This window comes from Bisbaumannia pacifica, assembly GCF_007989625.1.
Classification (GTDB): domain Bacteria; phylum Pseudomonadota; class Gammaproteobacteria; order Pseudomonadales; family Halomonadaceae; genus Bisbaumannia; species Bisbaumannia pacifica.
In genome coordinates, this window is record NZ_BJUK01000011.1 from 1 (window position 1) to 22,642 (window position 22,642).

The following is a 22,642-nucleotide window of genomic DNA, read 5'->3' on the forward strand; positions in this document are numbered from 1 at the left end:
CCCTGGGCGCTCGACTTTTTCGTCCATGAAAAAGACGCTCCGCTCCATCCTGCCCCCAGCGCCCCTTGCCCATTCGCACCTCTCCCCTTGATGAGAAAGGTGGGGGTTAACGCAGCACCGGAGTCTCGACGCGGACCTCGGCATTCTGGGCGCGATGGCGCAGCAGGTGATCCATCAGGGTCAGCGCCATCATCGCCTCGGCGATGGGGGTGGCGCGAATGCCCACGCAGGGGTCGTGGCGGCCCTTGGTGACCACCTCTACCGGGTCGCCGTGGACATCGATGGAGCGCCCCGGGGTGGTGATGCTGGAGGTCGGCTTCAGCGCCAGATGGGCAATCAGCGGCTGCCCCGAGGAGATACCGCCCAGCACGCCGCCGGCATGGTTGGAGAGGAAGCCCTCCGGGGTCATCTCGTCGCGGTGCTCGCTGCCCCGCTGACTGACCGCGGCGAAGCCGTCGCCGATCTCCACCCCCTTGACCGCATTGATGCTCATCAGGCCGTGGGCCAGCTCCGCATCCAGGCGATCGAAGACCGGCTCGCCGAGCCCCGGCGGCAGTCCCTCGGCGACCACGCTGATCTTCGCCCCCACCGAGTCCTGGTCGCGGCGCAGTTGATCCATATAGGCCTCGAGCTCGGGTACCCGCTCCGGGTCGGGGCAGAAGAAGGCATTCTCCGCCACCGCCTCCCAGCTCTTGAAGTCGATGGTGATGGGGCCGAGCTGGCTCATGTAGCCGCGCACGCTGATGCCCTGGGCGGCCAGGTACTGCTTGGCGATGGCCCCGGCGGCCACCCGCATGGCGGTCTCCCGAGCGCTGGAGCGACCGCCGCCGCGGTAGTCGCGGCGACCGTACTTGTGGTGGTAGCTGTAGTCGGCGTGGGCCGGGCGGAACTGGTCCTTGATATTGGAGTAGTCCTTGGAACGCTGATCGGTATTCTCGATCAGCAGGCCGATCGAGGTGCCGGTGGTGACGCCCTCGAAGACCCCGGAGAGGATCCTCACCCGGTCGGGCTCGCGACGCTGGGTGGTGTGCCGCGAGGTGCCCGGGCGGCGGCGGTCCAGGTCGCGCTGCAGGTCCGCCTCGCTCAGTGGCAGCCCCGGCGGGCAGCCGTCGACGATGGCGCCCAGCGCCGGGCCATGGCTCTCGCCGAAGGTGGTCACGGTGAACAGCTTACCGAAGGTATTGCCGGACATGGGCTCTCCTCGCGATGACGGTCAGGCGAAGGACGCCGCATGGGCGTCGAGTTGTTGGGCGGTAAGGGCGAAGACCCCGTGGCCTCCGCGCTCGAATTCGAGCCACAGGAAGGGCACCTCGGGGAAGGCCGCCTCCAGGTGCCGATCGGAGTTGCCCACCTCGACGATCAACACCCCCTCGTCGCTGAGATGAGCGCGGGCCTCGCGCAGGATGCGTCGCACGATATCCAGGCCATCCGCGCCAGCGCCCAGGGCCAGGGCCGGCTCGTGGCGGAACTCGGCGGGCATGCTGGCCAGGTCCCGGGCATCCACATAGGGCGGATTGGAGACGATCAGGTCATAGCGGCAGCCGACCAGGTGGGCGAAGAGGTCGGACTCCACCGCGCGCACCCGGTCCCCCACGTCGTGGCGGCTGATGTTCTGGCGGGCCACCGCCAGGGCCTCGGCGCTGATATCCGCCAGGTCCACCTCGCTGGTGGGCAGATGCAGGGCGGTGGCGATGCCGATGCAGCCGGAGCCGGTGCACAGGTCGAGCACCCGGGCCGGGGGCAGGTCGCCGAACCAGGCGGCGAAGCCATCCTCGATCAGTTCGGCGATCGGCGAACGGGGAATCAGCACCCGCTCGTCCACGTCGAAGGGGTAGCCGGCGAAGAAGGCCTCGCCGAGCAGGTAGGGCAAGGGGCGCCGGTCGCCGATGCGCGAGCGCACCAGGGCCACGATGCGCGCCCGCTCCATGGGCAGCAGGCGCGCCTCGAGCACCGCCGGATCCACGTCCCAAGGCAGATGCAGGGCGCCCAGGGTCAGCGCCACCGCCTCGTCCCAGGGCGAGGCGGTGCCATGGCCGAAATGCAGGCCATGGGCATGAAACTCGCTGGCGGCCCAGCGCAGGCAGTCGCGCAGGCTGACCAGCCCCTCGGTGAGGGCCTCGTCGGAGAGGCTCAGGGTGGAATGGGCGGCGGGGCGTTGAGCGGCCACACGGACTCCTGTCTCGGCGAAATCGGTTGGGCGGAAGATTGTACCCGCAGCGCCGTCCGGTTCACAGTCACTGCCGAGTCGCTATACTGGGCGCCTGGTCAGCCATCCCCAACGAGAGTCCCCATGAGTCGACGCCAGGGTGAACCGCCCGAGGAGGAGATCTCCCTATTCCGCCAGGCCCTGGAAGAGGCCGGCGTGCGCCGCCTGCAAGCCAACCGGGCCGACCCCGGTCGCCCCCGGCGCCAGGCCGAGAGCCTCGCCGAGCGCCGCGCCGCAGCCACCGCCGCCGATCCCAGTCAGGCCACCAGCCGCACCTCCGACGGCCGAGTGGAGCCGGTGCGCCCCTCGGAGTACCTCGATTTCGCCCTCCCCGACCTGCCCTACCGCACCCAGGCCCAGCTCAAGCGCGGGCGCATCAGTTGGGAGGCGGGCCTCGATCTGCACGGCTACACCCTGGAGGAGGCGCGCCGCGAGCTGGAGAGCTTCCTCCACGACGCCCTGGCCCGGCGCAGCCGCTGCGTACTGGTGGTCCACGGCAAGGCCCGCAGCCAGAACGCCCTGGAGGACTACCCGGTGATCAAGAGTCATGTGAATGCCTGGTTGCGGGAGTGGCCCAGCGTACTGGCCTTCTGCTCCGCCATCGAAGCGGACGGCGGCACCGGGGCGGTGTATATCCTGTTGCGGCGCCGCGGCGAGGCGCTCTAGGTCTCAAGCCCAAGCGCCGGGACAAGACCTAGGAAGAGGCCATCCCCCGGTTCTCTCCAGAGGGGGCGTCCCGCGAGGCCTCCCCCGCCTCGGCGTCGGACGCCTCGGGCCCCGCGTCTTCCTGGCCGCTCGTCGGGACCGCGTCGGCTATTGGCGCGTCTCCCGCCACTCCTCCCGCCACCATGGGCGCCGCCTCGCCGGTCGGGGCGATGGTGGCCACCTTGGGCCCCACATGCACCGCCATCTGTATGCCTTCCGGGGCGGTCTCGTAGCTGTCCAGGGCCTGGTCGGCCAGGTGGCGGCCCAGGCGAATCAGCGCCTCGGCGCGATGAAACTCGTGAGCGCCGCAGACGGTCTTGGGAATCTCGATCAGCACGTCCGGCGGGTAGCCCGCCACCTTGTACTTGGCCAGCGTCGCCTGGGTGATATCGAAGGAGGCCAGGACCATCTCCAGGCGCCCCCAGGCACGCTGTCGGGCGGCCTTGGGCCCGCCGTTGTCGCTCTCGTCCTCGGTGGAGGAAAACCAGCGCTGGGTGCGTCGGCGCACCTCCTCGAACCAGCCGGCGATCCTTCCCTCGTCGTCGCGGGCGGCCTCCTCGGCGGCCTCCTCCGGGGGCAACAGGCCCTCCAGGCTCACCGGATGAGGGCTGTGGGCGGTGACGTTGACCGCCATCACCAGATCGGCCTGGGCGGAAATGGTGGGCATGATCGGCAGCGGGTTGAGCAGGCCGCCATCCACCAGCACCTGCTCGCCGAGATGCACCGGCGTGATCACCCCGGGCACGGCGATGGAGGCGCGAATCGCCTGCAGCAAGGGGCCGGACTGGAACCACACCTCCCGCTGGCGCACCAGGTCGGTGGCCACCGTGGTGACCGGCATCGCCAGGTCCTCGATCAGGGTCTCGCCGATCAGGCTCTCCAGCTTGGCCATCACCTTGTTGGCGCGCATGGCCCCCATGGGGCTCCAGCTCACGTCCACCAGGCGCAGCACATCCATGTAGTCGAGCTTGCCCACCCAATCGCGGTAGGCATCCAGCTGGCCGGCGGCATAGACCCCGGCGACCAGGGCCCCCATGGAGCAGCCCGACAGGGCCACGATCTCGTAGCCGCGCGCCTCCAGGGCCTCGATCACGCCGATATGCGCATAGCCCCGCGCCCCGCCGCTGCCCAACACCAGGGCCACTCGCTTCCCGGTGCTCGTCGCCTCGCTCATGGTGCCTCCTCAACGTTCTGCGCCCCGCCGCTGCCCAGCACCAGGGCCACACGTTTTCCCGAACCTACCGCCTCGCTCATGGTGCCTCCTGAACTCGCTGTGATTCGTCTGGTGTCGCCCACCAGGCCAGGATCGCCGTGGCCACCGCGGCCACCGCATCCGGCTCCAGGTGCAGGTGGTGCCCGCCGGGTAGCACTCGCCGCTCGAGGCCTCGCAGCGCCTGGCGGGCCTGCTCGGCATGGGCGCGCCGGCCGAGGATCCCCGCCTCGCCCTCCACCAGCAGGGTCGGCGCCTCGATACTGTTAAGCATGGCGCGGCTCTGCTCCGGAGACAATCGCACCAAGGAAGGACGCAACAGGCGCCCATCGGTGCGCAGCCGCACCCGGCCGTCCGCGGTAGGCTCCAGGTTACGCGCCACCAGGGGCTCGGCGGTCGCGGCATCGATGGGGGTCACGCCCCCCGCCACCCGGGCCGCCAGGGCGGTGGCCGCATCCGGATAGCGCGGCGATGGCGACGAGGGGCGGCGATGGCCGAGCAGGCCCTTGCGGAGCTGCTGGGCGGCCTCCTCCGCCGGGGTGGTGAGGCTGCCGATGCCATCGATCAGCATCAAGCGCTCGACCCGCTCCGGCACCGCCGCGGCCATCAGGCAGGCCACCCCGGCGCCCATCGAGTGGCCCAGCAGCGGCGCCGCCGCCAGACCCAGCTCGTCCAGGGCATCGAGCACCGCATGGCAGTTGTCCCAGAGCGCATAGTCGGTGCCCTCGGGACGCGGTGCCGACACCCCGTGGCCGGGCAGGTCCAAAGCCACCAGGCGGATATGACGCGCCGCCACCAACCGAGGCGCCAGCCGCGAGAAGCTGGCGGCGTTATCCAGCCAGCCGTGCAAGGCCAGCCAGGTGGGCGCCTCGGGATCGCCCCAGGCCAGGGCCGCCAGGCGGCCACCGGCCAGGGTCAGGGATTGGGGCTCGTCGCGCATCGCGGCGTCTCCTCTAGCAGTTCCGGCAGGGTGGATAGCAGCGCCCGTCGGGTCTCGTCCGGATGCTCCATGGGGAACATATGGGTGCCGGGCACGGCGGTCACCCGTATGCCGTGGCGGCGCAGGCGTCGGCGCCGCCGCGGGGTGATCAGGTCGGAGTCGCGACCATAGAGCATGGCCAGGGGCACCCCGAGGCGGCGCGGCAATCGGCTCAGGTGATCCGGCAAATGGCGAAAGATCTCCGTCTCGATCTCGGGGTCGAAGGCGAGCCGCGCCCGGCCGTCGTCGAGCAGATGGGTGGCGCCCTCCACATAGTCGCGCAGCGCCGCGTCGGTGAAACGCGAGAACAGTGGACGCCGCCGCAGGGCGCGATGCATGGCCTCGCGCCCGGGCCACTCGGCGCGCCGCCCCCGGGTGCGCCCGGCCGGGGTCAGGCGATCCATCATCCCCAACCGCTTGGCGGCCTTCATCACCCAGGCATCGACGCCAAGCATCAGCGGCGAGTCGAGCACCACCACGCAGCGGAAGCGCTCCGGGGCCGCCTCGGCGGCCATGGCCATCAGCACCCCACCCATGGAGTGCCCCACGCCGATCACCGGCGACTCCCGGGCGGCCAGCCGCTCCAGCAGCTCGTCGCGCAGCGCCAGCCAGTTGGGGCCCACCGGGTAGTCCGGGTGGTGGCCCAAGCGATCGAGGGCCTCGACGCGAAAGTGCGCCTCCAGCGGCGCCAGCAGGCTACGATAGCTGGCCCCGGTGAAGCCGTTGGCATGGGCGAAGAGCAGGGTGTCGCGGGCAGGAAGCGGCATAACATGGGTGTCCCAACGTGGCGATAGCAGACTAACGGGTTTACCATCGGATGAATAGGCGACGCGCCTTGATCAAACACTTGTTCTAACCCATTTGACGCCGATCCGCCAGGGAGCCCCCGTGACTCGACCCCGCGATACCCGCCTGCGTAACCGCCTGTTCTTCGCCACCGTGCTCGCCGCCGTCGTCATCGGCCTGTGGTTGGCGCGCTGATGGAGCTCGGCGCCCTCTTCTTCCAGACCCTCGAGATCACCCTGCCGGTCTTCGCCATGGTCTTTATCGGTATCGCCCTGAAGCGGCTGGGCTGGATCGATCAGGGGTTTATCAATACCGCCTCGACGCTGGTGTTCAAGGCGACCCTACCGACCCTGATCTTCCTGAGCATCATTCGTGCCGACCTGGATGCCACTTTCAATCCCGCCCTGCTCGGGTATTTCGCCCTGGCGACCCTGGTTAGCTTCGTCCTGATCTGGGGCTGGGCGGCCCTGCGGGTGCCTCGGGCCGAGCGCGGCAGCTATATCCAGGGCGCCTTTCGCGGCAACTGCGGCATCGTCGGCCTGGCACTGGCCGCCGGCATGTACGGCGACTATGGCCTCTCGGCGGGGGGGCTGCTGCTGGGGGTGGTGATTCTCAGCTACAACAGCCTCTCGGTGGTGGCGCTGGCCACTTACCAGAGTGGGCCGCGCACCGATTGGCGGAGCATCTTCGCCAGCATCGTCAAGAATCCGCTGATCCTCGGGGTGGTGGCGGCGCTCCCCGTCGCCCTGCTCGAGCTGCGCCTGCCCGGCTGGCTGATGACCTCGGGGGACTACTTCGCCTCGCTCTCGCTGCCCCTGGCGCTGATCTGCGTGGGGGCCACCCTGTCACTCGGCGCCCTCCTCGACTCCGGGCGCCTGGCCACCGGCGCCAGCCTGACCAAGATGGTGACCCTGCCGGCGCTGGCCACCGGCGGCGCCTGGCTAGCGGGCTTTCAGGGACGCGAGCTGGGGGTACTCTTCCTGTTCTTCGCCAGTCCCACGGCGGCGGCGGCCTTCGTGATGGCCAAGGCAATGGGCGGTAATGCGGTGCTCACGGCCAATATCATTGCCCTGACCACATTGATGGCCAGTATCACCATCACCCTGGGCGCCTTTGGCCTAAGGGCCGTGGGCCTTATCTAGGCCCCTCACTGCGGATAATCACCTCGAACTGCTCCAGGCCCCCGCCCTCGGCGGTGGCTTCCGCGGGCAGCGGGTTGGCGTGGGCGCGCTTGAAGTCGCCACTGCCCACCCAGGCGCGGAAGGCCGCCTGGCTCTCCCACTCGGTCTCCACCACATAGGGGGCCTGGTTGCCCAGGGGGCGCAGCACCCGCATGGCGATAAAGCCGGGCTGCTGGTCGATCTCGCCGGCACGGCGCCGGAAGCGTTCCTCGAACTCCGCCTCGAAGCCGGGATTCACGAAGACGCGGTTATTGACGATAAAGCTCATGGGATCTCCTTGGGGGTCGCGGCCGGGGCGGCGCTACTCCGACCGGCCAGTGCTGCGATCAAACGGCCAGATCGGCGGGGGTCACGAAGCCGCGCAGCCGGGCGCAGCCCGCCGCCCAGGCCTCTGCCTCGAGTTCCGCCAGACCGGCGGTGGGGAAACCCAGGCCCACGCCGCCGGGGCCCTCCACCAGCAGGCCGGTGAGGGCACCGACCAACGGCATATGACTGACCAGCACCAGGGGCCGCTCCTCGGCCTGGAACAGCAGCCAGTCGGCCACCGCCCGGGGATCGTCGTCCGGGGTGATACCGTCATGGGTCTCGAGGGCGACGCCCAGCGCCGCGGCGATCGGCTCGGCGCTCTGCCGGGCACGGCGATAGGGGCTGGCCACCAGCCGACAGGGGCCGATCCCGCGAGCCTTGAGCCACTCCGCCATGGCGGCCACCTCACGCCGGCCCCGGGGGGTCAGCTCACGGGCGCTGTCCGGGCTACCGGGCCCCGCCTCGCCGTGGCGCATGATCCATAGTCGCTCACTCATGGCCGGGCTCCAGGCGACGGGCCTGCTGGACGTCCTCCCGGGAGAGGATGAATTCCACATCGCTGCTCTGCTCGCCCTGCATCAGCATCCTGGCCATCTGGCGCGCCGGCACGCCCTCGAAGAGCACCTGATAGAGCCCCTCGGCCAGCGGCATATAGACGCCGTCCTCGCGGGCCTTGTCGCGCACCAAGCGCACGGTGTTGACCCCTTCGGCCACCTGGCCGAGGGCCGCCACCGCCTCGTCGAGCCCCTTGCCCTGGCCTAGCGCCTGGCCGACCCGATAGTTGCGCGACAGGGTTGAGGAGCAGGTAACGATCAAATCGCCCACCCCGGCCAGGCCCAGGAAGGTCATGGGGTTGGCGCCCTGATCCACGGCGAAGCGGCTCATCTCGGCCAGGGCCCGGGTCATCAGCATGCTGCGGGTGTTCTCGCCCATGCCCAGCGCCGCCGCCATGCCGGCGGCGATGGCGTAGATGTTCTTCAGCGCCCCGCCCAGTTCGACCCCATAGCGGTCGTTGCTGGCGTAGACCCGGAAGTAGTCGCAGCCGAGCGCAGTCTGCACCCGGGCCCGGGTCAGCGGATCGTCGCTGGCGATCACCGTGGCGGTCAGCTGCTTGTCGGCCACCTCGGAGGCCAGGTTGGGGCCGGAGAGCACACCGATATGGGCGAAGCCGGTCTCCTCCTCGAGGATCTGGCTCATCAGCTTGAAGCCCTCTTCCTGGATGCCCTTGGTGGTGCTGACCAGGATCTGCTCGGCATGCAGGTGGGGACGCGCCTGGCGCACCACCTCGCGGAAGGCCTTGGAAGGGATCGCCACCAGCACCAGCTCGGCGCCCGCCAGCACCTCGGCCATATCCCCCGAGGCGACCACCGCCGGATTGATGGCGTAGTCGGGCAGGTAGCGTCCGTTGCGATGCTCGGCATTGATCTGGGCGACCAGCGCCGGATCGCGCAGCCACTGGCGCACTCGGGCGCCGTTATCCGCGGCGATACTGGCCAGGGCAGTGCCGAAGCTACCGCCACCGAGTACCGCGACCGTCATCTGTTCCTCTGCCATAAGGGGCCCCGCAAGACTGAGTGAGGTCTCGATTGTAGCGAAAAAGACGCCCGAACCGGCAGCCGGTTCGGGCGTCTTCATGCTCTGGTCACCAGATGACGATCAGTCGATCAGCGACAGCAGGCTGTCGATGCTCTCCCGAGCATCACCGTAGAACATCCGGGTGTTGTCCTTGAAGAACAGCGGGTTCTCGATGCCGGAGTAGCCGGTGCCCTGGCCGCGCTTGCTGACGAACACCTGCTTCGCCTTCCACACCTCCAGCACCGGCATGCCGGCGATGGGGCTGTTGGGATCCTCCTGGGCGGCCGGGTTGACGATGTCGTTGGAGCCGATGACGATCACCGCGTCGGTGGAGGCGAAGTCGTCATTGATCTCGTCCATCTCCATGACGATGTCGTAGGGCACCTTGGCCTCGGCCAGCAGCACGTTCATATGCCCCGGCAGGCGCCCGGCCACCGGGTGAATGGCGAAGCGCACCTCCTTGCCGGCGGCGCGCAGCTTGCGCACCAGCTCGCTGACCGCGTTCTGGGCCTGGGCCACCGCCATGCCGTAGCCCGGCACAATGATCACGCTGTCGGCGTCGTTGAGGGCGCTGGCCACGCCCGCGGCATCGGTGGCCACCTGCTCGCCCTCGATCTCCGCCGCCGGCCCCTGGGTACCGCCGAAGCCGCCCAGGATGACGCTGACGAAGTTGCGGTTCATCGCCTTGCACATGATGTAGGAGAGGATGGCACCACTCGAGCCCACCAGGGCGCCGGTGACGATCAAGAGGTCATTGGAGAGGGTGAAGCCGATGGCCGCCGCCGCCCAGCCGGAATAGCTGTTGAGCATGGAGACCACCACCGGCATATCGGCCCCGCCGATACCCATGATCAGGTGCCAACCGATAAAGAACGACAGCGCCGCCAGCACCAGCAGGGTCCAGAAGCCGGCGCCGCTCAGGTAGGCCACCGCCAGCACCAGGCACAGCGCCACGGCGCCGGCATTCAGGGCATGCCCGCCGGGCAGCTTCTTGGGCTTGCCGTCGACCTTGCCGGCCAGCTTGCCGAAGGCGATCACCGAGCCGGTGAAGGTCACCGCGCCGATGAAGATGGCGAAGACCACCTCGACCTGCAGGAAGGTCAGCTCGGCAGGGGTCTTGGTGGCCACCAGACCGGCGAAGGCCGAGAAGGCCTCGGTGGACTCCCCGGCGGCCTGGGCGGCCAGTACCCGGCGACGCTCCAGGTCGGCGCCCCAGGCGACGAAGACCGCCGCCAGGCCGACGAAGGAGTGCAGCGCCGCTACCAGTTGGGGCATCTCGGTCATGCCCACCCGCTTGGCCACCACCACGCCGATGGCGCCGCCGATGACGATCATCGGGATCATCAGCCAGTAGTGGCCGATGCCCGGGCCGAAGGCGGTGAAGAACACCGCCAGGGCCATGCCGACAATGCCATACCACACCGCCCGCTTGGCCTTCTCCTGGTTGCTCAAGCCCCCCAGGGAGAGGATGAACAACACACTCGCCGCGATCGAGGCGGCAGATACGAATCCTTGACTCAACATCTCTTCTCTCCGCGCCTCAGGATTTCTGGAACATGGCCAGCATGCGACGGGTGACCTGGAAGCCACCGACGATATTGATGCTGGCGATCAACACCGAGATGGCCGCCATAAAGACCACCAAGCCATTCCCCGAGCCGATCTGCAGCACGGCACCGAGGATGATGATCCCCGAGATGGCATTGGTCACCGCCATCAGCGGCGTATGCAGCGAATGGCTGACGTTCCAGATCACCTGGAAGCCCACGAAGCAAGCCAGCACGAAGACGATAAAGTGCTGCATAAAGGAGGCCGGGGCGATCTGCGCCAGCAGCAGCATCAGCGCACCACCGGCGGCCAGCAGGCCCACCTGACGCTTGGTCTGGGTCTTGAACTCGGCGTGCTCCGCGGCGCGTTTCTCCTCCGCGGTCGGCGCCTTCTCCTTGGGCTTGGGCTTGGCCGCGGCGATCGCCTTGACCTTGGGCGGCGGCGGCGGGAAGGTGATCTCGCCCTGGTAGGTGACGGTGGCGCCACGAATGACGTCGTCCTCCATATCATGAACGATCGCCCCGTCTTTCTCGGGGGTCAGATCGGTCAGCATATGGCGGATATTGGTGGCGTAGAGCAGCGAGGCCTGGGTGGCCATGCGCGACGGGAAGTCGGTGTAGCCCACCACGATCACGCCGTTGTCGCTGACGATGCGCTCGTCCGCCACGGTCAGGTCGCAGTTACCGCCTTTCTCGGCGGCCAGGTCGACGATCACCGAGCCCGGCTTCATGGCCTTGACCATGTCCTCGAGCCACAGCTTGGGGGCCGGTTGCCCGGGGATCAGCGCCGTGGTGATGACGATATCCACCTCGGCGGCCTGTTCGCGGAACAGCGCCAGCTGCTTCTCGCGGAACTCGGGGCTGGAGGGCTTGGCGTAGCCGCCGCTCTCGGCGCCGTCGGCACTCTCGTCGAAATCCAGGAACAGGAACTCGGCGCCCATGGACTCGATCTGCTCGGCCACTTCCGGGCGCACGTCGAAGGCGCGCACCACGGCGCCCAGGCTGGTGGCGGTGCCGATGGCGGCGAGGCCGGCGACGCCGGCGCCGATCACCAGCACCTTGGCCGGCGGCACCTTGCCGGCGGCGGTCACCTGGCCGGTGAAGAAGCGCCCGAACTGATTGCCCGCCTCGATCACCGCGCGATAACCGGCGATATTGGCGGTGGACGACAGGGCGTCCATCTTCTGGGCGCGGGAGATCCGCGGCACCATGTCCATGGCGAGCACGTTGGCGCCCTTGGCCTTGCAGGCCTCCAGCAGCGCCTCGTTCTGGGCCGGCCAGAAGAAGCTGATCAGGGTCTGGCCCGCGCGCAGATACTCGGTCTCGGCCTCGCTGGGCTCGCGCACCTTGATCACCACCTCGGCCTCGCGCCACAGCGCCGCGGCGTTTTCCACCACGCCGACGCCGGCCTCGCGATAGGCGGCATCATCGAAGCCGGCGGCGGCGCCGGCGCCGCTCTCGACCAGACACTCATGGCCCAGCTTCTGCAATTGCTGGGCGCTCTCCGGGGTCAGCGCGACCCGCGCCTCACCGCGGGCGCTCTCCTTGGGGGCACCGATCTTCATGCCTGTCCTCCTTGTGCCTGATCGCAGCGACTCTCGTCTCGCCGGTCGGGTCGGGCGTCACCGCGCCCGATCTCCATCAACGGATGCATGGGCAGTTGCTCCTCGTATCCAGTGGCATCGCTCACAGGCGATGCGTAATGAGGGTTATAAGGGGAATCCCCTCTAGTCTCCTTAGTCCAAAAAGGCAAAAGCAAGTCTTTTGTGAAAACTTTGATTTATATAAAACGCTTATCCCGACCATAACCCTGGGCTTATCGTTAAAATAACGACAAGCCATTGTTTAATTGGAGTTTCACGCCAGCCATCAAGCCATGTATCGGCTTATGGGCGCCATAATGAAAGGGTTATTCCTGGACGTTAAAAATATTGAACTACCTCATGGGTCGAGGCGATGGTGGCGTAACGCCCGGACAACAGCGCCAGGCTCGCCCGGTGCAGTGCCTCGCCGGACCAGGCACGACCGGCGGCATCCTCCAGGGAAAAGCAGGCGCAGGCATCCGCCACCACGCTCAGCGAAAAGCCCAGGCAGGCGCCATGACGCACCGTGGTGCTCACCGCATGGCCGGTGGTGACGCCGGCCACCACCAGGTGCCCCACCCCATGACGGCGCAGCCAGGCCTCCAGGTCGGTATCGACGAAGGCGCTGTCCATATGCTTGGTAAGCACCCGTTCGCCCTGGGCGGGGGTGACACAGTCCTTGAATTCGGCGCCGGGTTGCCCGGCGCGACGCCGGGACCCCGGCGAGCGCGAGAAGTGCCGCACATGGACGATATGGCCATTGCCGCCCCGCCAGCAGGCCAGCAGTTCGGCGAGATTGGCTTCCAGGTCGGGGTTGCTGGGTTCCCCCCAGCCATCGATGGCCCGCTGCATATCGATGATCACCAAGGCCGTGCTCTCGTCGCGGGCATCACAGAGACGCAGGCTGGTCGTTCCATAGCGCGGAGTCATGGCATCCCTCTCGGCAGGGCCGCGGCGGCGGCATTCCCTCAGCATAGGTGCCAAGCGCCGCGACTGCCGAGCCGCCCTCACACGCACGCCATGCGTCCGCGATCATGGTTCGCCCCATCACGCAAACACCCCGCTACTGGAATAACAGGGGGTGTCGTGAGAACCACGCCTCACGCCTAATGTGGAGCCCTGAACGCAAACACCCCGCCACTGGGATAACAGGAGGTGTCGTGCGAACCACGCCTCACGCCTAATGTGGAGCCCTGAACGCAAACACCCCGCCGGAGCGGGGTGTCGTCGAGTCGGCCTTGGTGGAAAGGCTTAGGCGGTGAGCAGCGTATTGAGGCGCTTGACGTAGGCGGCGGGATCCTCGAGCTGACCGCCCTCGGCGATGATCGCCTGGTCGAAGAGGATATGCGCCAGGTCACCGAAGGCCTCGCCCTCGGCGCCTTCCAGGCGAGCCACCAGCGGATGCTCGGGGTTGAGCTCGAGGATCGGCTTGACCTCGGGCAGCGTCTGGCCGGCGGCCTCCATGATGCGACGCATCTGGAAGCCCATCTCGTGCTCCGGCAGCACCACACAGGCCGGCGAGTCGGTCAGGCGATGGGTCACCTTGACCTCCTGCACCGCCTCGCCCAGGGCCTCCTGGACCCGCTTGACCAGGGCCTCCTTGGCCTTGGCGGTCTCCTCCTGGGCCTGCTTCTCCTCCTCGTTCTCCACCTCGCCCAGGTCGAGCTCGCCCTTGGCCACGTCGACGAAGTTCTTGCCCTCGAACTCGCTGAGGTGGCTCATCAGCCACTCGTCGATGCGGTCGGAGAGCAGCAGCACCTCGATGCCCTTCTTGCGGAAGATCTCCAGGTGCGGGCTGGACTTGGCCGCCTTGAAGCTGTCGGCGACGATGTAGTAGATCTTCTCCTGGCCTTCCTTCATGCGTGACACATAGTCGGCCAGGGACTGGTCCTGGGTGGCGCTGTCGGTGTGGGTAGTGGCGAAGCGCAGCAGGCCGGCGATCTTCTCGCGGTTGGCGAAGTCCTCCGCGGGGCCCTCCTTGAGCACCGTGCCGAAGGTGTTCCAGAAGGTCTGGTAGGCCTCGGCGTCCTTGGCCAGCTTCTTGAGCATGTCCAGGCCGCGCTTGGTCAGGGCGGACTTGATCTTGTCGACCTGGGGATCCTGCTGCAGCAGCTCCCGGGAGACGTTCAGGGAGAGGTCCTTGGTGTCCACCACGCCCTTGATGAAGCGCAGGTAGAGGGGCAGGAACTGCTCGGCGTCGTCCATGATAAAGACGCGCTGTACATAGAGCTTGACGCCCCGGACGCCATCGCGCTCGTAGAGGTCGAAGGGCGCGCGGCCCGGTACGTAGAGCAGGCTGGTGTACTCCAGCTTGCCTTCGACCTTGTTGTGGCTCCAGGTCAGCGGATCCGAGAAGTCGTGGGCCACGTGCTTGTAGAAGGCCTGGTACTCGTCGTCGCTGATCTCGCCCTTGGGGCGCGCCCAGAGGGCGGTGGCCTCGTTGACGGTCTCCCAGGTGGTGACCTCGCTGCCCTCGATCTCGTTACCGTCGTCGTCCTTGGCGGTCTCCACCTTGGGCAGGCGCACCGGCACCTCGATATGGTCGGAGTACTTGCGCACCAGGCTCCTCAGGCGGAAGTCGTCGGCGAACTCCTGGGCATCGCCCTTGAGGTGCAGGACGATCTCGGTGCCATGGGCCTCGCGTTCGATGTCGGCGACGCTGAACTCGCCCTCGCCCTGGGAGCGCCACTCGACGCCGGAGGCCTGGTCGCTGCCCGCCTTGCGGGTACGCACCGTCACCTCGTCGGCGACGATGAAACCGGAGTAGAAACCGACCCCGAACTGCCCGATCAGCTTGGCGTCCTTCTGCTGTTCGCCGGAGAGCTGCTGGAGGAACTCGGCGGTGCCGGAACGGGCGATGGTGCCCAGGTTCTGGATCACCTCGTCACGGCTCATGCCGATGCCGTTGTCGCGCACGGTGACGGTGCCGGCCTCGGCGTCGTGCTCAATCTCGATGCGCAGCTCGCTGTCACCCTCATAGAGGGCGTCGTTGTCCAGCGCCGCATAGCGCAGCTTGTCGCAGGCATCGGCGCCGTTGGAGATCAGCTCACGCAGGAAGATCTCCCGATTGGAGTAGAGGGAGTGGATCATCAGCTTGAGCAGCTGCTTGACCTCGGTCTGGAAGCCCAGGGTTTCTTCGTGGGTGGCAGTGGACATCGACAGGGTCCTCGTTACATCACGGAATGAGTGGCGCGGCGCGCCGAAGAATCACGGTGCAGATTCATATGGGGCCCGCCGCGCGCTTTTCAAGTCTCCGCGCTTAGCCCTCGGGCGAGACCAGCAGGGCATGCAGCCGTGCCCGGGCCACCGGCCGGGCCTCGTCTTCCTGCCAGGCGACCACCGACACATTGGCCAGGCGGCGTCCCTCCCGGGTGATCTCGCAGCGCGCCAGGGTCGGCACCACCCGGGCGCTGCGCAGGTAGTCGATGGCGAAGTCGATCAACTTGGGCAGCCGCGGGCTCTCCCCCACCCGCATCAGCTCCAGCAGGCCCGCCGTCTCCATGAAGGCCGCCACCACCCCGCCATGCAGGGCCGGCAGCAGGGGGTTGCCGATATTCTCCGGCTTGGGCGCCAGCCGATAGAGGGGCGCGAAGCCGCTACCGACCGGCTCGATCCCGAGTCGCCGGGCATAGGGGATGGCATCCAGCCAGGCGGCGATATCGCCATGGGCGTGGGTCTCGGCCAGCCAGGCCTGTCGGGGGTCGTGGGTCATGGCGTCGGCTCCGGATCGGCGAACAGGGCCTCGGCGAAGCCCGGTGGGGTATTGCGGGCCCCGAGGCGGGCGAAGTTGCCGATGCCTCGGGCCAGCGGCCGCTCCGGGGTCTGCCAGATCAACCCCTCGGTAAAGGCCACCGCCTCGCTCAGGCGCACCACCCAGGCCTCCCCCCAGAGGTCTTGCCCGGCCACCCCGGGACGAAAGTGATCGACCCGCAGGTCCAGGGTCGGGCACACCTCCGGGGCCGGCAGCTCCCGCAGCACCGCCGAGCCGCACAGGGTATCGAGCAGCATGGTCAGCACCCCGCCATGCACCAGGCCGCGCCGCGCATCGCCCAACAGGTCCGCCTGCCAGGGCAGGCGCATGCGCAGGCGCGGCGAGACCGCCGTCACCTCCAGGCCCAGCGCCCGGGCATGGGGCACCGCCCCCACGAAACGGGTCATGGCCAGGCGCCATTGCGCCTCGCTTCTCTCCTCGATGGCGTGTCCCATCCGCTCTCCTCAATGAGCAAGCAAACAAGCGTTTAACCTACTCCCGGAAGGCGAACCATGCAATCGGCTCCGGGCGGCTCTCGGGGCCACGCTTCAGGGCGCTGCCCGGCGCTCCCGCCAGCGCCGATACGCGGCGAGCTCCGGCTCGATCCGCGCCATCAGCCAGGCGACGATGACCAGATCATCGACCAGCCCCAGGACCAGCAGGAGATCGGGGATCAGGTCGAAGGGCAGCAGCAGATAGCCCAGGGCCAGGCCACCCAGCACCAGCGCCCGCCAGGGGACCGGGCGGTAGCGGCCGCGCAACACGTCCCAACACAGCCGGCCCCAGTGCAGTGGCGCCATGCCCAGGCGCTTGAGCCGGGCCAGGCGCGAGAGGCGCCGAATCGATCGGGTCATGGAGGACTCCTCAAAGGTCGTTTCGGGGCTTGGAGCCGGCGGCGGCCGAGGAGTTTCCTCGCCCGGTGACCTGTCGCCCTGAGACGACACTACTCAGCGGCCGGCGGATCGGCCAGGATAAGGGCATCGCGACGCCCAGGAACCCGTCTCAGGAAACTCACCATGGCTACTCGACCCGCCCTTGCTCCGCGTTTCGGCCGCCTCAAGCGCCGCTTCGCCACCCTGGCCACCGCCACCGCCCTCGGCCTGCTGCTGTCCCCCGCCCAGGCCGACGACCGAGCCCTGCGCGAGGCCCTCGACGCGGCCCGTCAGCAGCAGTGGAGTCGCATCGACGCGGCCGCCATCGACGGCCATGTGCTGGAAGGCTATGTGGAATATCATCGCTTGAAGGCGCGGCTTCCGGCGGCCGAGCCCGCCGAGGTGCTGGCCTTTATCGAGCGCCATCAGGACTCTCCCCTCGCCGGCTGGATGCGCAACCAGGCGATTGGCCAGTACGGGGAGGCCGGGTTGCCGGGGCGCCTGCTGGCGGTCAGCGCCGGGGCGCCGGAGGGGACCGAGCGGCAGTGCTACTACTACGCCGCCCTGCTCGACCGCGACCCCGAGGAGGCGACCCGTGGCGGCCTGACCCTGTGGCACGCGGGGCGCTCGCAACCCGACGCCTGCGACCCGCTCTTCTCGGCGCTGCGCGCCCAGGGCGTGATCGGCGACGGCGAAACCTGGGAGCGCCTGATGCTCGCCTGGAAGGCCGGCGAGAGCGGCCTGGCGGGGTATCTCGGCCGCCAGTTGGGCGGCGACTGGCAACCGGCCCTGGATGCGTACGAGCGGGTGCGTGGCGACTATGCCGCCATCGCCGACGTCGCCCCGCGGCTCGGCGACCACCCGGCCACACCGGGCCTGGTCAGCGCCGCCATGCATGGCCTGACCCGTGCCGACACCGCCACGGCCCTCGATACCTGGCAGCGCCTGGCGCCGCGGCTGACGCTGGGCGACGAGCGTCGCCAGGGCATCGAGCGCGACCTGGCCTTCTACTCCCTGGTCCGCGAGATCCCCGCCAACCGCGCCTGGGTGGACGCGACCCTGCCGCGGCTGGCCACCGGCGACCTACTGGAGCTGCGGGTGCGGGTGGCCCTGGGCGAGCAAGACTGGCGTGGCGTACGCGACTGGATCGCGCTGATGCCCGACGACACCCGTGGCGACAGCCGCTGGCAATACTGGCAAGGCCGCGCCCTGGCACAGCTGGGCGACCCGCAGGGGGCACAGGCCGCCTACGCGCGTGCCGCCGAGGGACGCAGCTTCTTCGCCTTCGCCGCCGCCGATCGCCTCGATCGCCCCTATGCGCTGAGCGAGGAACGCCACCACTACAGCGAGGCGCAGCGCCGCGAAGTCGCGCAATGGCCGGTGGTACGCCGCACCGAGGCGCTGCGCCGCATCGGTGAACCGGGACTGGCCAACAGCGAGTGGCTGGGCGCCGTGGCAAGCGCCGACGGCGAGACCGCGCGGCGGCTGGCCGACTATGCGGCGAGCCAAGGCTGGCACGCCGAGCTGGTCCAGACCACCATCGCCGGACGGATGTGGGACGCCCTAGCGTGGCGCTTCCCCGCCGCCTACCGGGACAGCTTCCGGCGCTGGGGCGCGGATGCCGGCGTCGATGCCTATTTGCTGATGGCCATCGCCCGCCGCGAGAGCGCCTACAATCCCCAGGCCCTCTCCCCCGCCGGCGCCCGGGGGCTGATGCAACTGATGCCAGGCACCGCCACCCTGGTCAGCCGCCGGTTGGGCATCGCCGACCCGGGCCCCTATGGCGTGCTGGAGCCGGAGCTCAATATCCGCCTGGGTAGCGCCTATATCGGCGAGATGCTCGAGCGCTACCGCGGCAATCGCCTGGCGGCGGCCGCGGCTTATAATGCCGGTCCCGGCCGGGTCGACCGCTGGCTGCGCGACGCACCGCGGGAGTTCGACCTCTTCGTGGAGAGCATCCCCTTTCGCGAGACCCGCGCCTATGTGCAGGCGATCATGACCTACCGGGTCATCTTCGAGAGCCTGGCCAATGGCGGCGAGAGCCGCGGTATCGCCCTGCTCAGCGCCAGCGAGGCCAACGGTCGCTACGATACCTCGCTACTGGCCCGACAGTAGCTCGCCCCACGGGAGGGCATCGCCCCTCCCTATAGCGCCAGCGAGGCCAACGGTCGCTACGACACCTCGCTACTGGCCCGGCAGTAGCTCGCCCCACGGGAGGGCATCGCCCCTCCCTATGGCGCCAGCGAGGCCAACGGTCGCTACGACACCTCGCTGCTGGCCCGGCAGTAACTCGCCCAACGGGAGGGCATCGCCCCTCCCTATGGCGCCAGCGAGGCCAACGGTCGCTACGACACCTCGCTGCTGGCCCGGCAGTAGCAAAAAATCAAGGGGGCGCCTTGTGGCGCCTCCTTGATTTTCTTTCCCCCCACACTTGCTCAGGGGCGCTGGCTAAGCGCCAGCTTGATGCCGAAGGCCACCATCACCGCCCCGGTCACCCCATCCAGGCCGCTGGCCACCCAGCGCCTGGCCAGCCAGCGGCCGGCGCTCCCCACCATCAGGACGATGCCGATCTGCCAGAGATTGGCGATCACGAAGTGCACCCCGGCCAAAAACAGCGACTTGACCAGGGCCGGGTCCCCGGGGGCGATAAACTGCGGCAGGAAGGCCATATAGAAGATCACCGTCTTGGGGTTAAGCACGTTGGAGAGAAAGCCTTCCCGCAACGGCTGCCAGGCCGGCACCGCCTGAGCTCGGGTCGCGCCGATACCGGGCAGCGGCAGCGGGCGACCGCGCCGGGCGCTCCGCAGGCTCTGCACCCCCAGCCAGATCAGGTAGGCGGCACCGGCCAGCTTGAGCAGCGAGAAGGCCCAGGCCGACTGCAACAGGATCAGCGAGATCCCCAGCGCCGAGACGGCGGCATGCACGAAGAGGCCACTGCAGATCGCCAGGCTGGTCAAGATGCCATCGCGGACGCCACCACGGCTGGCGTTACGGATCACCAGCAGGGTATCGACCCCGGGGCTCAGGGTCAGCAGGGTGATGGCCACCAGGAAGGGCCAGAACTGATCGTCGATCCACATGACTCAGAGTACCCCCAGTTCGCGCAGCCGCTCCTTGAGGTAGCTGTCGGCGGTATGCCGCTCGGAGAGCACCACCTCGGGGCGCGGGTGCAGAAACAGCGGCAGCGACAGCCGTGACTGTTCCCGAGCCGGCCCGCGGGGATTGACCACCCGATGGGTGGTCGAGGGGAAATAGCCGCGGGAGGCCTCCTCGAGCATGTCTCCCACATTGATCACCAACTGGCCCGGGTCGCAGGGCACCGCCAGCCACTCCCCTTCTCGGCTGCGTACCTCCAGGCCCGGTTCGTTGGCCGCCGGCAGCACCGTGATCAGATTGATGTCCTCGTGGGCCGCGGCGCGCACCGCCCCGGGCACCTCATCGCCACGCAACGGCGGGTAGTGCAGCACCCGCAGCAGGGTCTGCTGGCTGCCCTCGATCATCCGCGACAGGGGCTCCCGGTAGTGGACGGCGATCTCCGCCGGCGTCTCCGCCTCGATCCAGCCCAGCAGGGTCGCCGCCAGGGCCTCGGCGCGGCGGTAGTAGTCGAGGATCTCGTCGCGCAGCGACGGGGGAATCCGCCCCCAGGGGTAGACGTGGTAGTACTCCTTGAGATCCTTGACGCTCTGCCCCTTGGCGGTCTCGGAGACCTCCGGGGGAAAATAGCCATCCTGATGACGAGGATCATAGCGCCAGGCCTCGGCATCGCCACCGGCGAAGAAGGCCAGCCAGTGACGATAGATGGAGGTCAGCAGCGACGGCGGCAGCGGGTGATGACGCAGCACCGCGAAACCGGTCTCGCGCAGCGAGGCGACGAAACGTTGACGGGCGTCATCCTGGGTAAAATCGACGTTCTGGACGCGCATGGGTTTTCCATCTACAGTGATTTCGGGGCATTCGTGCGGGGTGCCGAGTCCCTATCTTGACGCAACCCCGCTGCTGATGCACCATCGATTGCGTTGGTTTGCAAGATGAAAGTCGTCAGTTGTTGATCGATCCTTCGAGACTCCCAGTGCGCCTTCTTCTTCGCGTCAGCCACGCACTACGGGGTGGAGTTCCCTAGGAAGCCACCCCAGCAACATTATTTCGCTAGTAAGGAATTCGACGATGGCAACTGGCACTGTCAAGTGGTTCAACGACACCAAAGGCTACGGCTTCATCTCTCCGGATGACGGTGGCGATGACCTCTTTGCCCACTTCTCCGAAATCCAGGCCGATGGCTTCAAGACCCTGCAAGATGGTCAGAAGGTCTCCTTCGACGTCACCCAGGGCAAGAAGGGCCTCCAGGCCTCCAACATCCGCGTCGAAGGCTAAGCCGAGACTCGGACGCCAGTTGTCGTCCCCCGCGGTACGCAAATGGCACTAACAGAAAGGTCCGCCTCGGCGGACCTTTCTGCGTTCTGGCAAGCCGCAAAGCCTCAGGGTGCCGCCGGCTCGGACGATGACTCGGACGACTCCAGCACATCATCGAGCAGCTCCTGGGTATCGCTGCCCGGGGCCTGACGCTCGGCCTCCTGGAACTGCTCGTCGATCTGCCGCTGGGCCTCCTCGAAGCGCCGCTCGGTCTCCTCCAGGAACTCGTCGATCTCGGCATCGGTGGTCTCACCGGGCATGGCCTCCTGGCTCTCCAGGGTCTCCTGCGAGGCGGACTCGGGGGCCTCGGCCGGACGACTCTCCTCCTCACCGGCCTCCGGGGCCGTCGGCTCCTCTTCGGTCGCGGTTACCTCTTCGGTCGCGGTTACCTCTTCGGTCGCGGTTGCCTCTTCGGCCGCGGTTGCCTCTTCGGTCGCGGTTGCCTCTTCGGTCACGGTTTCCTCCTCGATCACCGTTTCCTGAGAGGCCGTGGAGGTCGCCGGCGCCTCTTCCATCACCGCCGGGGCCTCCGTGTCCTGGGTCGAGGTCTCGGCCTCCTCACCGTTGCCGCAGCCGACCAGCAACAGGGCCGCGGCCAGGGGAATCCAGGGTTTTACGCTCATAGGGGGTCTCCAGCTTGTCGATGGCGATTCAGTCGCGAGTATCCTATTCCAGCAAAGGCCGATACACCAAGCAAGTCGGCCGGCGATAGTCCGGCAGCCGGATGGCCTATTCGGCCAGGGGGGCCAGGCGAAATTCCAGCAGGCCGGTCTCGTCGCGCAGCCGCTCCACCAGGCGCCCCAGGTTCTGGCGATCATGGGTCTGTAATGTCATATGGTATTCGAAGACGCTGCCCCGCTGAGTCAGGCGGTAGCTCAGCGCCTTGATGCGAAAGCCCTGGTCGCGAATCAACCGGCGCACCTCGGCCTCTCCCGGCGTCGCCTCCACCGGGAAGGCCAGCATATGATCGGCGAAATGCTGTCCCGGCATACGCGCCTCCACCCAGCGAAACAGCGACAGGGTCATCAGGGTGATCAGGGTCACGCTGACCGCGGGAAACAGGAAGCCGATGCCGTAGAGGATGCCGAGCGCCGCGGTCATCCAGATCGAGGCGGCGGTGGTCAGGCCGCGCACCGTCAGCCCCTCCTTGAAGATCACTCCGGCGCCGAGGAAGCCGATACCGGTCATGATGCCCTGGGCCATGCGCGTCGGATCGGTGGTAATGGTCGTGGCGGGCAAGAGACCATTGACCCAATTTCCCTGATGGGTGGTGACGATCATCAACAGCGCCGAGGCCAGGCACACCAGGGCATGGGTGCGAAAGCCGGCGGGGCGGCCATGATAGCTGCGCTCCAGGCCAATCAGGCTGCCCGCCAGCCAGGCCGCCGCCAGATAGACCAGAATCATCACCTGCTCATGGGTCATCGCTATCCCTCCCTTGGTCCCTGGCTCCTTCCATCATGACAAGGAGTCGACGAACCTGCCTCAACGCTGGCAGGAACGCAACGAACGAGGGCCACCCCCTGGGGAG

The 22,642-nt window shown here is 68.1% G+C and carries 23 protein-coding genes; 4 read left to right on the forward strand and 19 right to left on the reverse strand.

What is annotated here, in order from left to right; translation table 11 throughout:
• Positions 1-106: 106 nt before the first annotated feature.
• Both aroC and prmB read right to left on the reverse strand, forming a co-directional pair.
• The gene (gene aroC, locus HPA02_RS06350) at positions 107-1,192 is read right to left on the reverse strand and encodes a chorismate synthase (protein ID WP_146802250.1); all 1,086 of its coding nucleotides are present in this window, start codon (positions 1,190-1,192) and stop codon (positions 107-109) included.
• 21 nt (positions 1,193-1,213) lie between these two features.
• Positions 1,214-2,167 carry a 50S ribosomal protein L3 N(5)-glutamine methyltransferase gene (gene prmB / locus HPA02_RS06355; protein ID WP_146802251.1) on the reverse strand — a complete coding sequence of 318 codons (954 nt, stop codon included), beginning with the start codon at positions 2,165-2,167 and terminating at the stop codon, positions 1,214-1,216.
• A gap of 123 nt (positions 2,168-2,290) precedes the next feature.
• Here prmB and HPA02_RS06360 point away from each other — a divergent pair, with 123 nt between their 5' ends.
• Positions 2,291-2,872 (forward strand): Smr/MutS family protein, encoded by a 582-nt coding sequence (locus tag HPA02_RS06360; RefSeq protein WP_146802252.1) that lies wholly within the window; start codon positions 2,291-2,293, stop codon positions 2,870-2,872.
• Between the two features lie 28 nt (positions 2,873-2,900).
• Here the strand turns inward: HPA02_RS06360 and HPA02_RS06365 are convergent, their stop codons facing one another.
• The 3 genes from HPA02_RS06365 to HPA02_RS06375 all read right to left on the reverse strand — a co-directional run bounded on the left by HPA02_RS06365 (position 2,901) and on the right by HPA02_RS06375 (position 5,867).
• Positions 2,901-4,085 carry a patatin-like phospholipase family protein gene (locus HPA02_RS06365; protein WP_146802253.1) on the reverse strand — a complete coding sequence of 395 codons (1,185 nt, stop codon included), beginning with the start codon at positions 4,083-4,085 and terminating at the stop codon, positions 2,901-2,903.
• Positions 4,086-4,161: 76 nt separating this feature from the next.
• On the reverse strand, positions 4,162-5,061 hold the full coding sequence (locus tag HPA02_RS06370) for an alpha/beta fold hydrolase (protein WP_146802254.1): 900 nt from the start codon (positions 5,059-5,061) through the stop codon (positions 4,162-4,164).
• The gene (locus HPA02_RS06375) at positions 5,037-5,867 is read right to left on the reverse strand and encodes an alpha/beta fold hydrolase (protein ID WP_146802255.1); all 831 of its coding nucleotides are present in this window, start codon (positions 5,865-5,867) and stop codon (positions 5,037-5,039) included. Before HPA02_RS06375 ends, HPA02_RS06370 begins: the two co-directional genes overlap by 25 nt.
• 213 nt (positions 5,868-6,080) lie before the next feature.
• On the opposite strand from HPA02_RS06375, the gene HPA02_RS06380 reads away from it, so the two are divergent.
• Positions 6,081-7,028 (forward strand): AEC family transporter, encoded by a 948-nt coding sequence (locus HPA02_RS06380; protein WP_146802256.1) that lies wholly within the window; start codon positions 6,081-6,083, stop codon positions 7,026-7,028.
• On the opposite strand, the gene HPA02_RS06385 is transcribed toward HPA02_RS06380, so the two are convergent.
• From HPA02_RS06385 to HPA02_RS06430, 10 genes are all read right to left on the reverse strand, one after another.
• The gene (locus HPA02_RS06385) at positions 7,021-7,335 is read right to left on the reverse strand and encodes an antibiotic biosynthesis monooxygenase family protein (protein ID WP_146802257.1); all 315 of its coding nucleotides are present in this window, start codon (positions 7,333-7,335) and stop codon (positions 7,021-7,023) included. The genes HPA02_RS06380 and HPA02_RS06385 overlap by 8 nt on opposite strands.
• Positions 7,336-7,393: 58 nt before the next feature.
• Entirely contained in the window at positions 7,394-7,870 is a 477-nt protein-coding gene (gene sixA / locus HPA02_RS06390) for a phosphohistidine phosphatase SixA (protein WP_146802258.1), read from the reverse strand.
• Positions 7,863-8,927 (reverse strand): NAD(P)H-dependent glycerol-3-phosphate dehydrogenase, encoded by a 1,065-nt coding sequence (locus HPA02_RS06395; protein ID WP_146802259.1) that lies wholly within the window; start codon positions 8,925-8,927, stop codon positions 7,863-7,865. The genes sixA and HPA02_RS06395 overlap by 8 nt, the downstream gene beginning before the upstream one ends.
• Before the next feature lie 102 nt (positions 8,928-9,029).
• Complete coding sequence (locus tag HPA02_RS06400) at positions 9,030-10,472, reverse strand: NAD(P)(+) transhydrogenase (Re/Si-specific) subunit beta (protein ID WP_146802260.1); 1,443 nt, start codon at positions 10,470-10,472, stop codon at positions 9,030-9,032.
• A 16-nt stretch (positions 10,473-10,488) separates the two neighbouring features.
• A complete protein-coding gene (locus HPA02_RS06405; protein WP_146802261.1) occupies positions 10,489-12,060 on the reverse strand; it encodes a Re/Si-specific NAD(P)(+) transhydrogenase subunit alpha in 1,572 nt (523 codons plus the stop codon).
• Positions 12,061-12,417: 357 nt separating this feature from the next.
• Positions 12,418-13,008, reverse strand: coding sequence for a cysteine hydrolase family protein (locus tag HPA02_RS06410; protein WP_186809942.1), 591 nt, complete (start codon positions 13,006-13,008; stop codon positions 12,418-12,420).
• 321 nt (positions 13,009-13,329) lie between these two features.
• Complete coding sequence (gene htpG / locus HPA02_RS06415) at positions 13,330-15,234, reverse strand: molecular chaperone HtpG (RefSeq protein ID WP_146802263.1); 1,905 nt, start codon at positions 15,232-15,234, stop codon at positions 13,330-13,332.
• Positions 15,235-15,337: 103 nt separating this feature from the next.
• Positions 15,338-15,790, reverse strand: coding sequence for a PaaI family thioesterase (locus tag HPA02_RS06420; protein WP_146802264.1), 453 nt, complete (start codon positions 15,788-15,790; stop codon positions 15,338-15,340).
• Positions 15,787-16,284 (reverse strand): PaaI family thioesterase, encoded by a 498-nt coding sequence (locus HPA02_RS06425; RefSeq protein ID WP_146802265.1) that lies wholly within the window; start codon positions 16,282-16,284, stop codon positions 15,787-15,789. Before HPA02_RS06425 ends, HPA02_RS06420 begins: the two co-directional genes overlap by 4 nt.
• 93 nt (positions 16,285-16,377) lie before the next feature.
• Positions 16,378-16,683 carry a DUF1232 domain-containing protein gene (locus HPA02_RS06430; RefSeq protein ID WP_146802266.1) on the reverse strand — a complete coding sequence of 102 codons (306 nt, stop codon included), beginning with the start codon at positions 16,681-16,683 and terminating at the stop codon, positions 16,378-16,380.
• Positions 16,684-16,845: 162 nt separating this feature from the next.
• On the opposite strand from HPA02_RS06430, the gene HPA02_RS06435 reads away from it, so the two are divergent.
• On the forward strand, positions 16,846-18,816 hold the full coding sequence (locus tag HPA02_RS06435) for a transglycosylase SLT domain-containing protein (RefSeq protein ID WP_146802267.1): 1,971 nt from the start codon (positions 16,846-16,848) through the stop codon (positions 18,814-18,816).
• Positions 18,817-19,136: 320 nt separating this feature from the next.
• Here the strand turns inward: HPA02_RS06435 and HPA02_RS06440 are convergent, their stop codons facing one another.
• Positions 19,137-19,781: a LysE family translocator gene (locus HPA02_RS06440; RefSeq protein ID WP_146802268.1), complete on the reverse strand. Its 645-nt coding sequence runs from the start codon at positions 19,779-19,781 to the stop codon at positions 19,137-19,139.
• Between the two features lie 3 nt (positions 19,782-19,784).
• Positions 19,785-20,624 (reverse strand): isopenicillin N synthase family dioxygenase, encoded by an 840-nt coding sequence (locus tag HPA02_RS06445; RefSeq protein ID WP_146802269.1) that lies wholly within the window; start codon positions 20,622-20,624, stop codon positions 19,785-19,787.
• A 241-nt stretch (positions 20,625-20,865) separates the two neighbouring features.
• On the opposite strand from HPA02_RS06445, the gene HPA02_RS06450 reads away from it, so the two are divergent.
• A complete protein-coding gene (locus HPA02_RS06450; protein ID WP_146802270.1) occupies positions 20,866-21,072 on the forward strand; it encodes a cold-shock protein in 207 nt (68 codons plus the stop codon).
• Between the two features lie 104 nt (positions 21,073-21,176).
• On the opposite strand, the gene HPA02_RS06455 is transcribed toward HPA02_RS06450, so the two are convergent.
• Both HPA02_RS06455 and HPA02_RS06460 read right to left on the reverse strand, forming a co-directional pair.
• Complete coding sequence (locus HPA02_RS06455) at positions 21,177-21,734, reverse strand: hypothetical protein (protein WP_146802271.1); 558 nt, start codon at positions 21,732-21,734, stop codon at positions 21,177-21,179.
• Between the two features lie 106 nt (positions 21,735-21,840).
• Positions 21,841-22,536, reverse strand: coding sequence for an MgtC/SapB family protein (locus tag HPA02_RS06460; protein WP_146802272.1), 696 nt, complete (start codon positions 22,534-22,536; stop codon positions 21,841-21,843).
• Positions 22,537-22,642: the final 106 nt, after the last annotated feature.

Bases quoted from the DNA above. Each gene is read 5' to 3' on its own strand.
- aroC (WP_146802250.1), bottom strand. From the start codon at position 1,192: ATGTCCGGCAATACCTTCGGTAAGCTGTTCACCGTGACCACCTTCGGC.
- HPA02_RS06360 (WP_146802252.1), top strand. From the start codon at position 2,291: ATGAGTCGACGCCAGGGTGAACCGCCCGAGGAGGAGATCTCCCTATTC.
- HPA02_RS06365 (WP_146802253.1), bottom strand. From the start codon at position 4,085: ATGAGCGAGGCGACGAGCACCGGGAAGCGAGTGGCCCTGGTGTTGGGC.
- HPA02_RS06370 (WP_146802254.1), bottom strand. From the start codon at position 5,061: ATGCGCGACGAGCCCCAATCCCTGACCCTGGCCGGTGGCCGCCTGGCG.
- HPA02_RS06375 (WP_146802255.1), bottom strand. From the start codon at position 5,867: ATGCCGCTTCCTGCCCGCGACACCCTGCTCTTCGCCCATGCCAACGGC.
- HPA02_RS06380 (WP_146802256.1), top strand. From the start codon at position 6,081: ATGGAGCTCGGCGCCCTCTTCTTCCAGACCCTCGAGATCACCCTGCCG.
- HPA02_RS06385 (WP_146802257.1), bottom strand. From the start codon at position 7,335: ATGAGCTTTATCGTCAATAACCGCGTCTTCGTGAATCCCGGCTTCGAG.
- sixA (WP_146802258.1), bottom strand. From the start codon at position 7,870: ATGAGTGAGCGACTATGGATCATGCGCCACGGCGAGGCGGGGCCCGGT.
- HPA02_RS06395 (WP_146802259.1), bottom strand. From the start codon at position 8,927: ATGGCAGAGGAACAGATGACGGTCGCGGTACTCGGTGGCGGTAGCTTC.
- HPA02_RS06400 (WP_146802260.1), bottom strand. From the start codon at position 10,472: ATGTTGAGTCAAGGATTCGTATCTGCCGCCTCGATCGCGGCGAGTGTG.
- HPA02_RS06405 (WP_146802261.1), bottom strand. From the start codon at position 12,060: ATGAAGATCGGTGCCCCCAAGGAGAGCGCCCGCGGTGAGGCGCGGGTC.
- HPA02_RS06410 (WP_186809942.1), bottom strand. From the start codon at position 13,008: ATGACTCCGCGCTATGGAACGACCAGCCTGCGTCTCTGTGATGCCCGC.
- htpG (WP_146802263.1), bottom strand. From the start codon at position 15,234: ATGTCCACTGCCACCCACGAAGAAACCCTGGGCTTCCAGACCGAGGTC.
- HPA02_RS06420 (WP_146802264.1), bottom strand. From the start codon at position 15,790: ATGACCCACGACCCCCGACAGGCCTGGCTGGCCGAGACCCACGCCCAT.
- HPA02_RS06425 (WP_146802265.1), bottom strand. From the start codon at position 16,284: ATGGGACACGCCATCGAGGAGAGAAGCGAGGCGCAATGGCGCCTGGCC.
- HPA02_RS06430 (WP_146802266.1), bottom strand. From the start codon at position 16,683: ATGACCCGATCGATTCGGCGCCTCTCGCGCCTGGCCCGGCTCAAGCGC.
- HPA02_RS06435 (WP_146802267.1), top strand. From the start codon at position 16,846: ATGGCTACTCGACCCGCCCTTGCTCCGCGTTTCGGCCGCCTCAAGCGC.
- HPA02_RS06440 (WP_146802268.1), bottom strand. From the start codon at position 19,781: ATGTGGATCGACGATCAGTTCTGGCCCTTCCTGGTGGCCATCACCCTG.
- HPA02_RS06445 (WP_146802269.1), bottom strand. From the start codon at position 20,624: ATGCGCGTCCAGAACGTCGATTTTACCCAGGATGACGCCCGTCAACGT.
- HPA02_RS06450 (WP_146802270.1), top strand. From the start codon at position 20,866: ATGGCAACTGGCACTGTCAAGTGGTTCAACGACACCAAAGGCTACGGC.
- HPA02_RS06455 (WP_146802271.1), bottom strand. From the start codon at position 21,734: ATGAGCGTAAAACCCTGGATTCCCCTGGCCGCGGCCCTGTTGCTGGTC.
- HPA02_RS06460 (WP_146802272.1), bottom strand. From the start codon at position 22,536: ATGACCCATGAGCAGGTGATGATTCTGGTCTATCTGGCGGCGGCCTGG.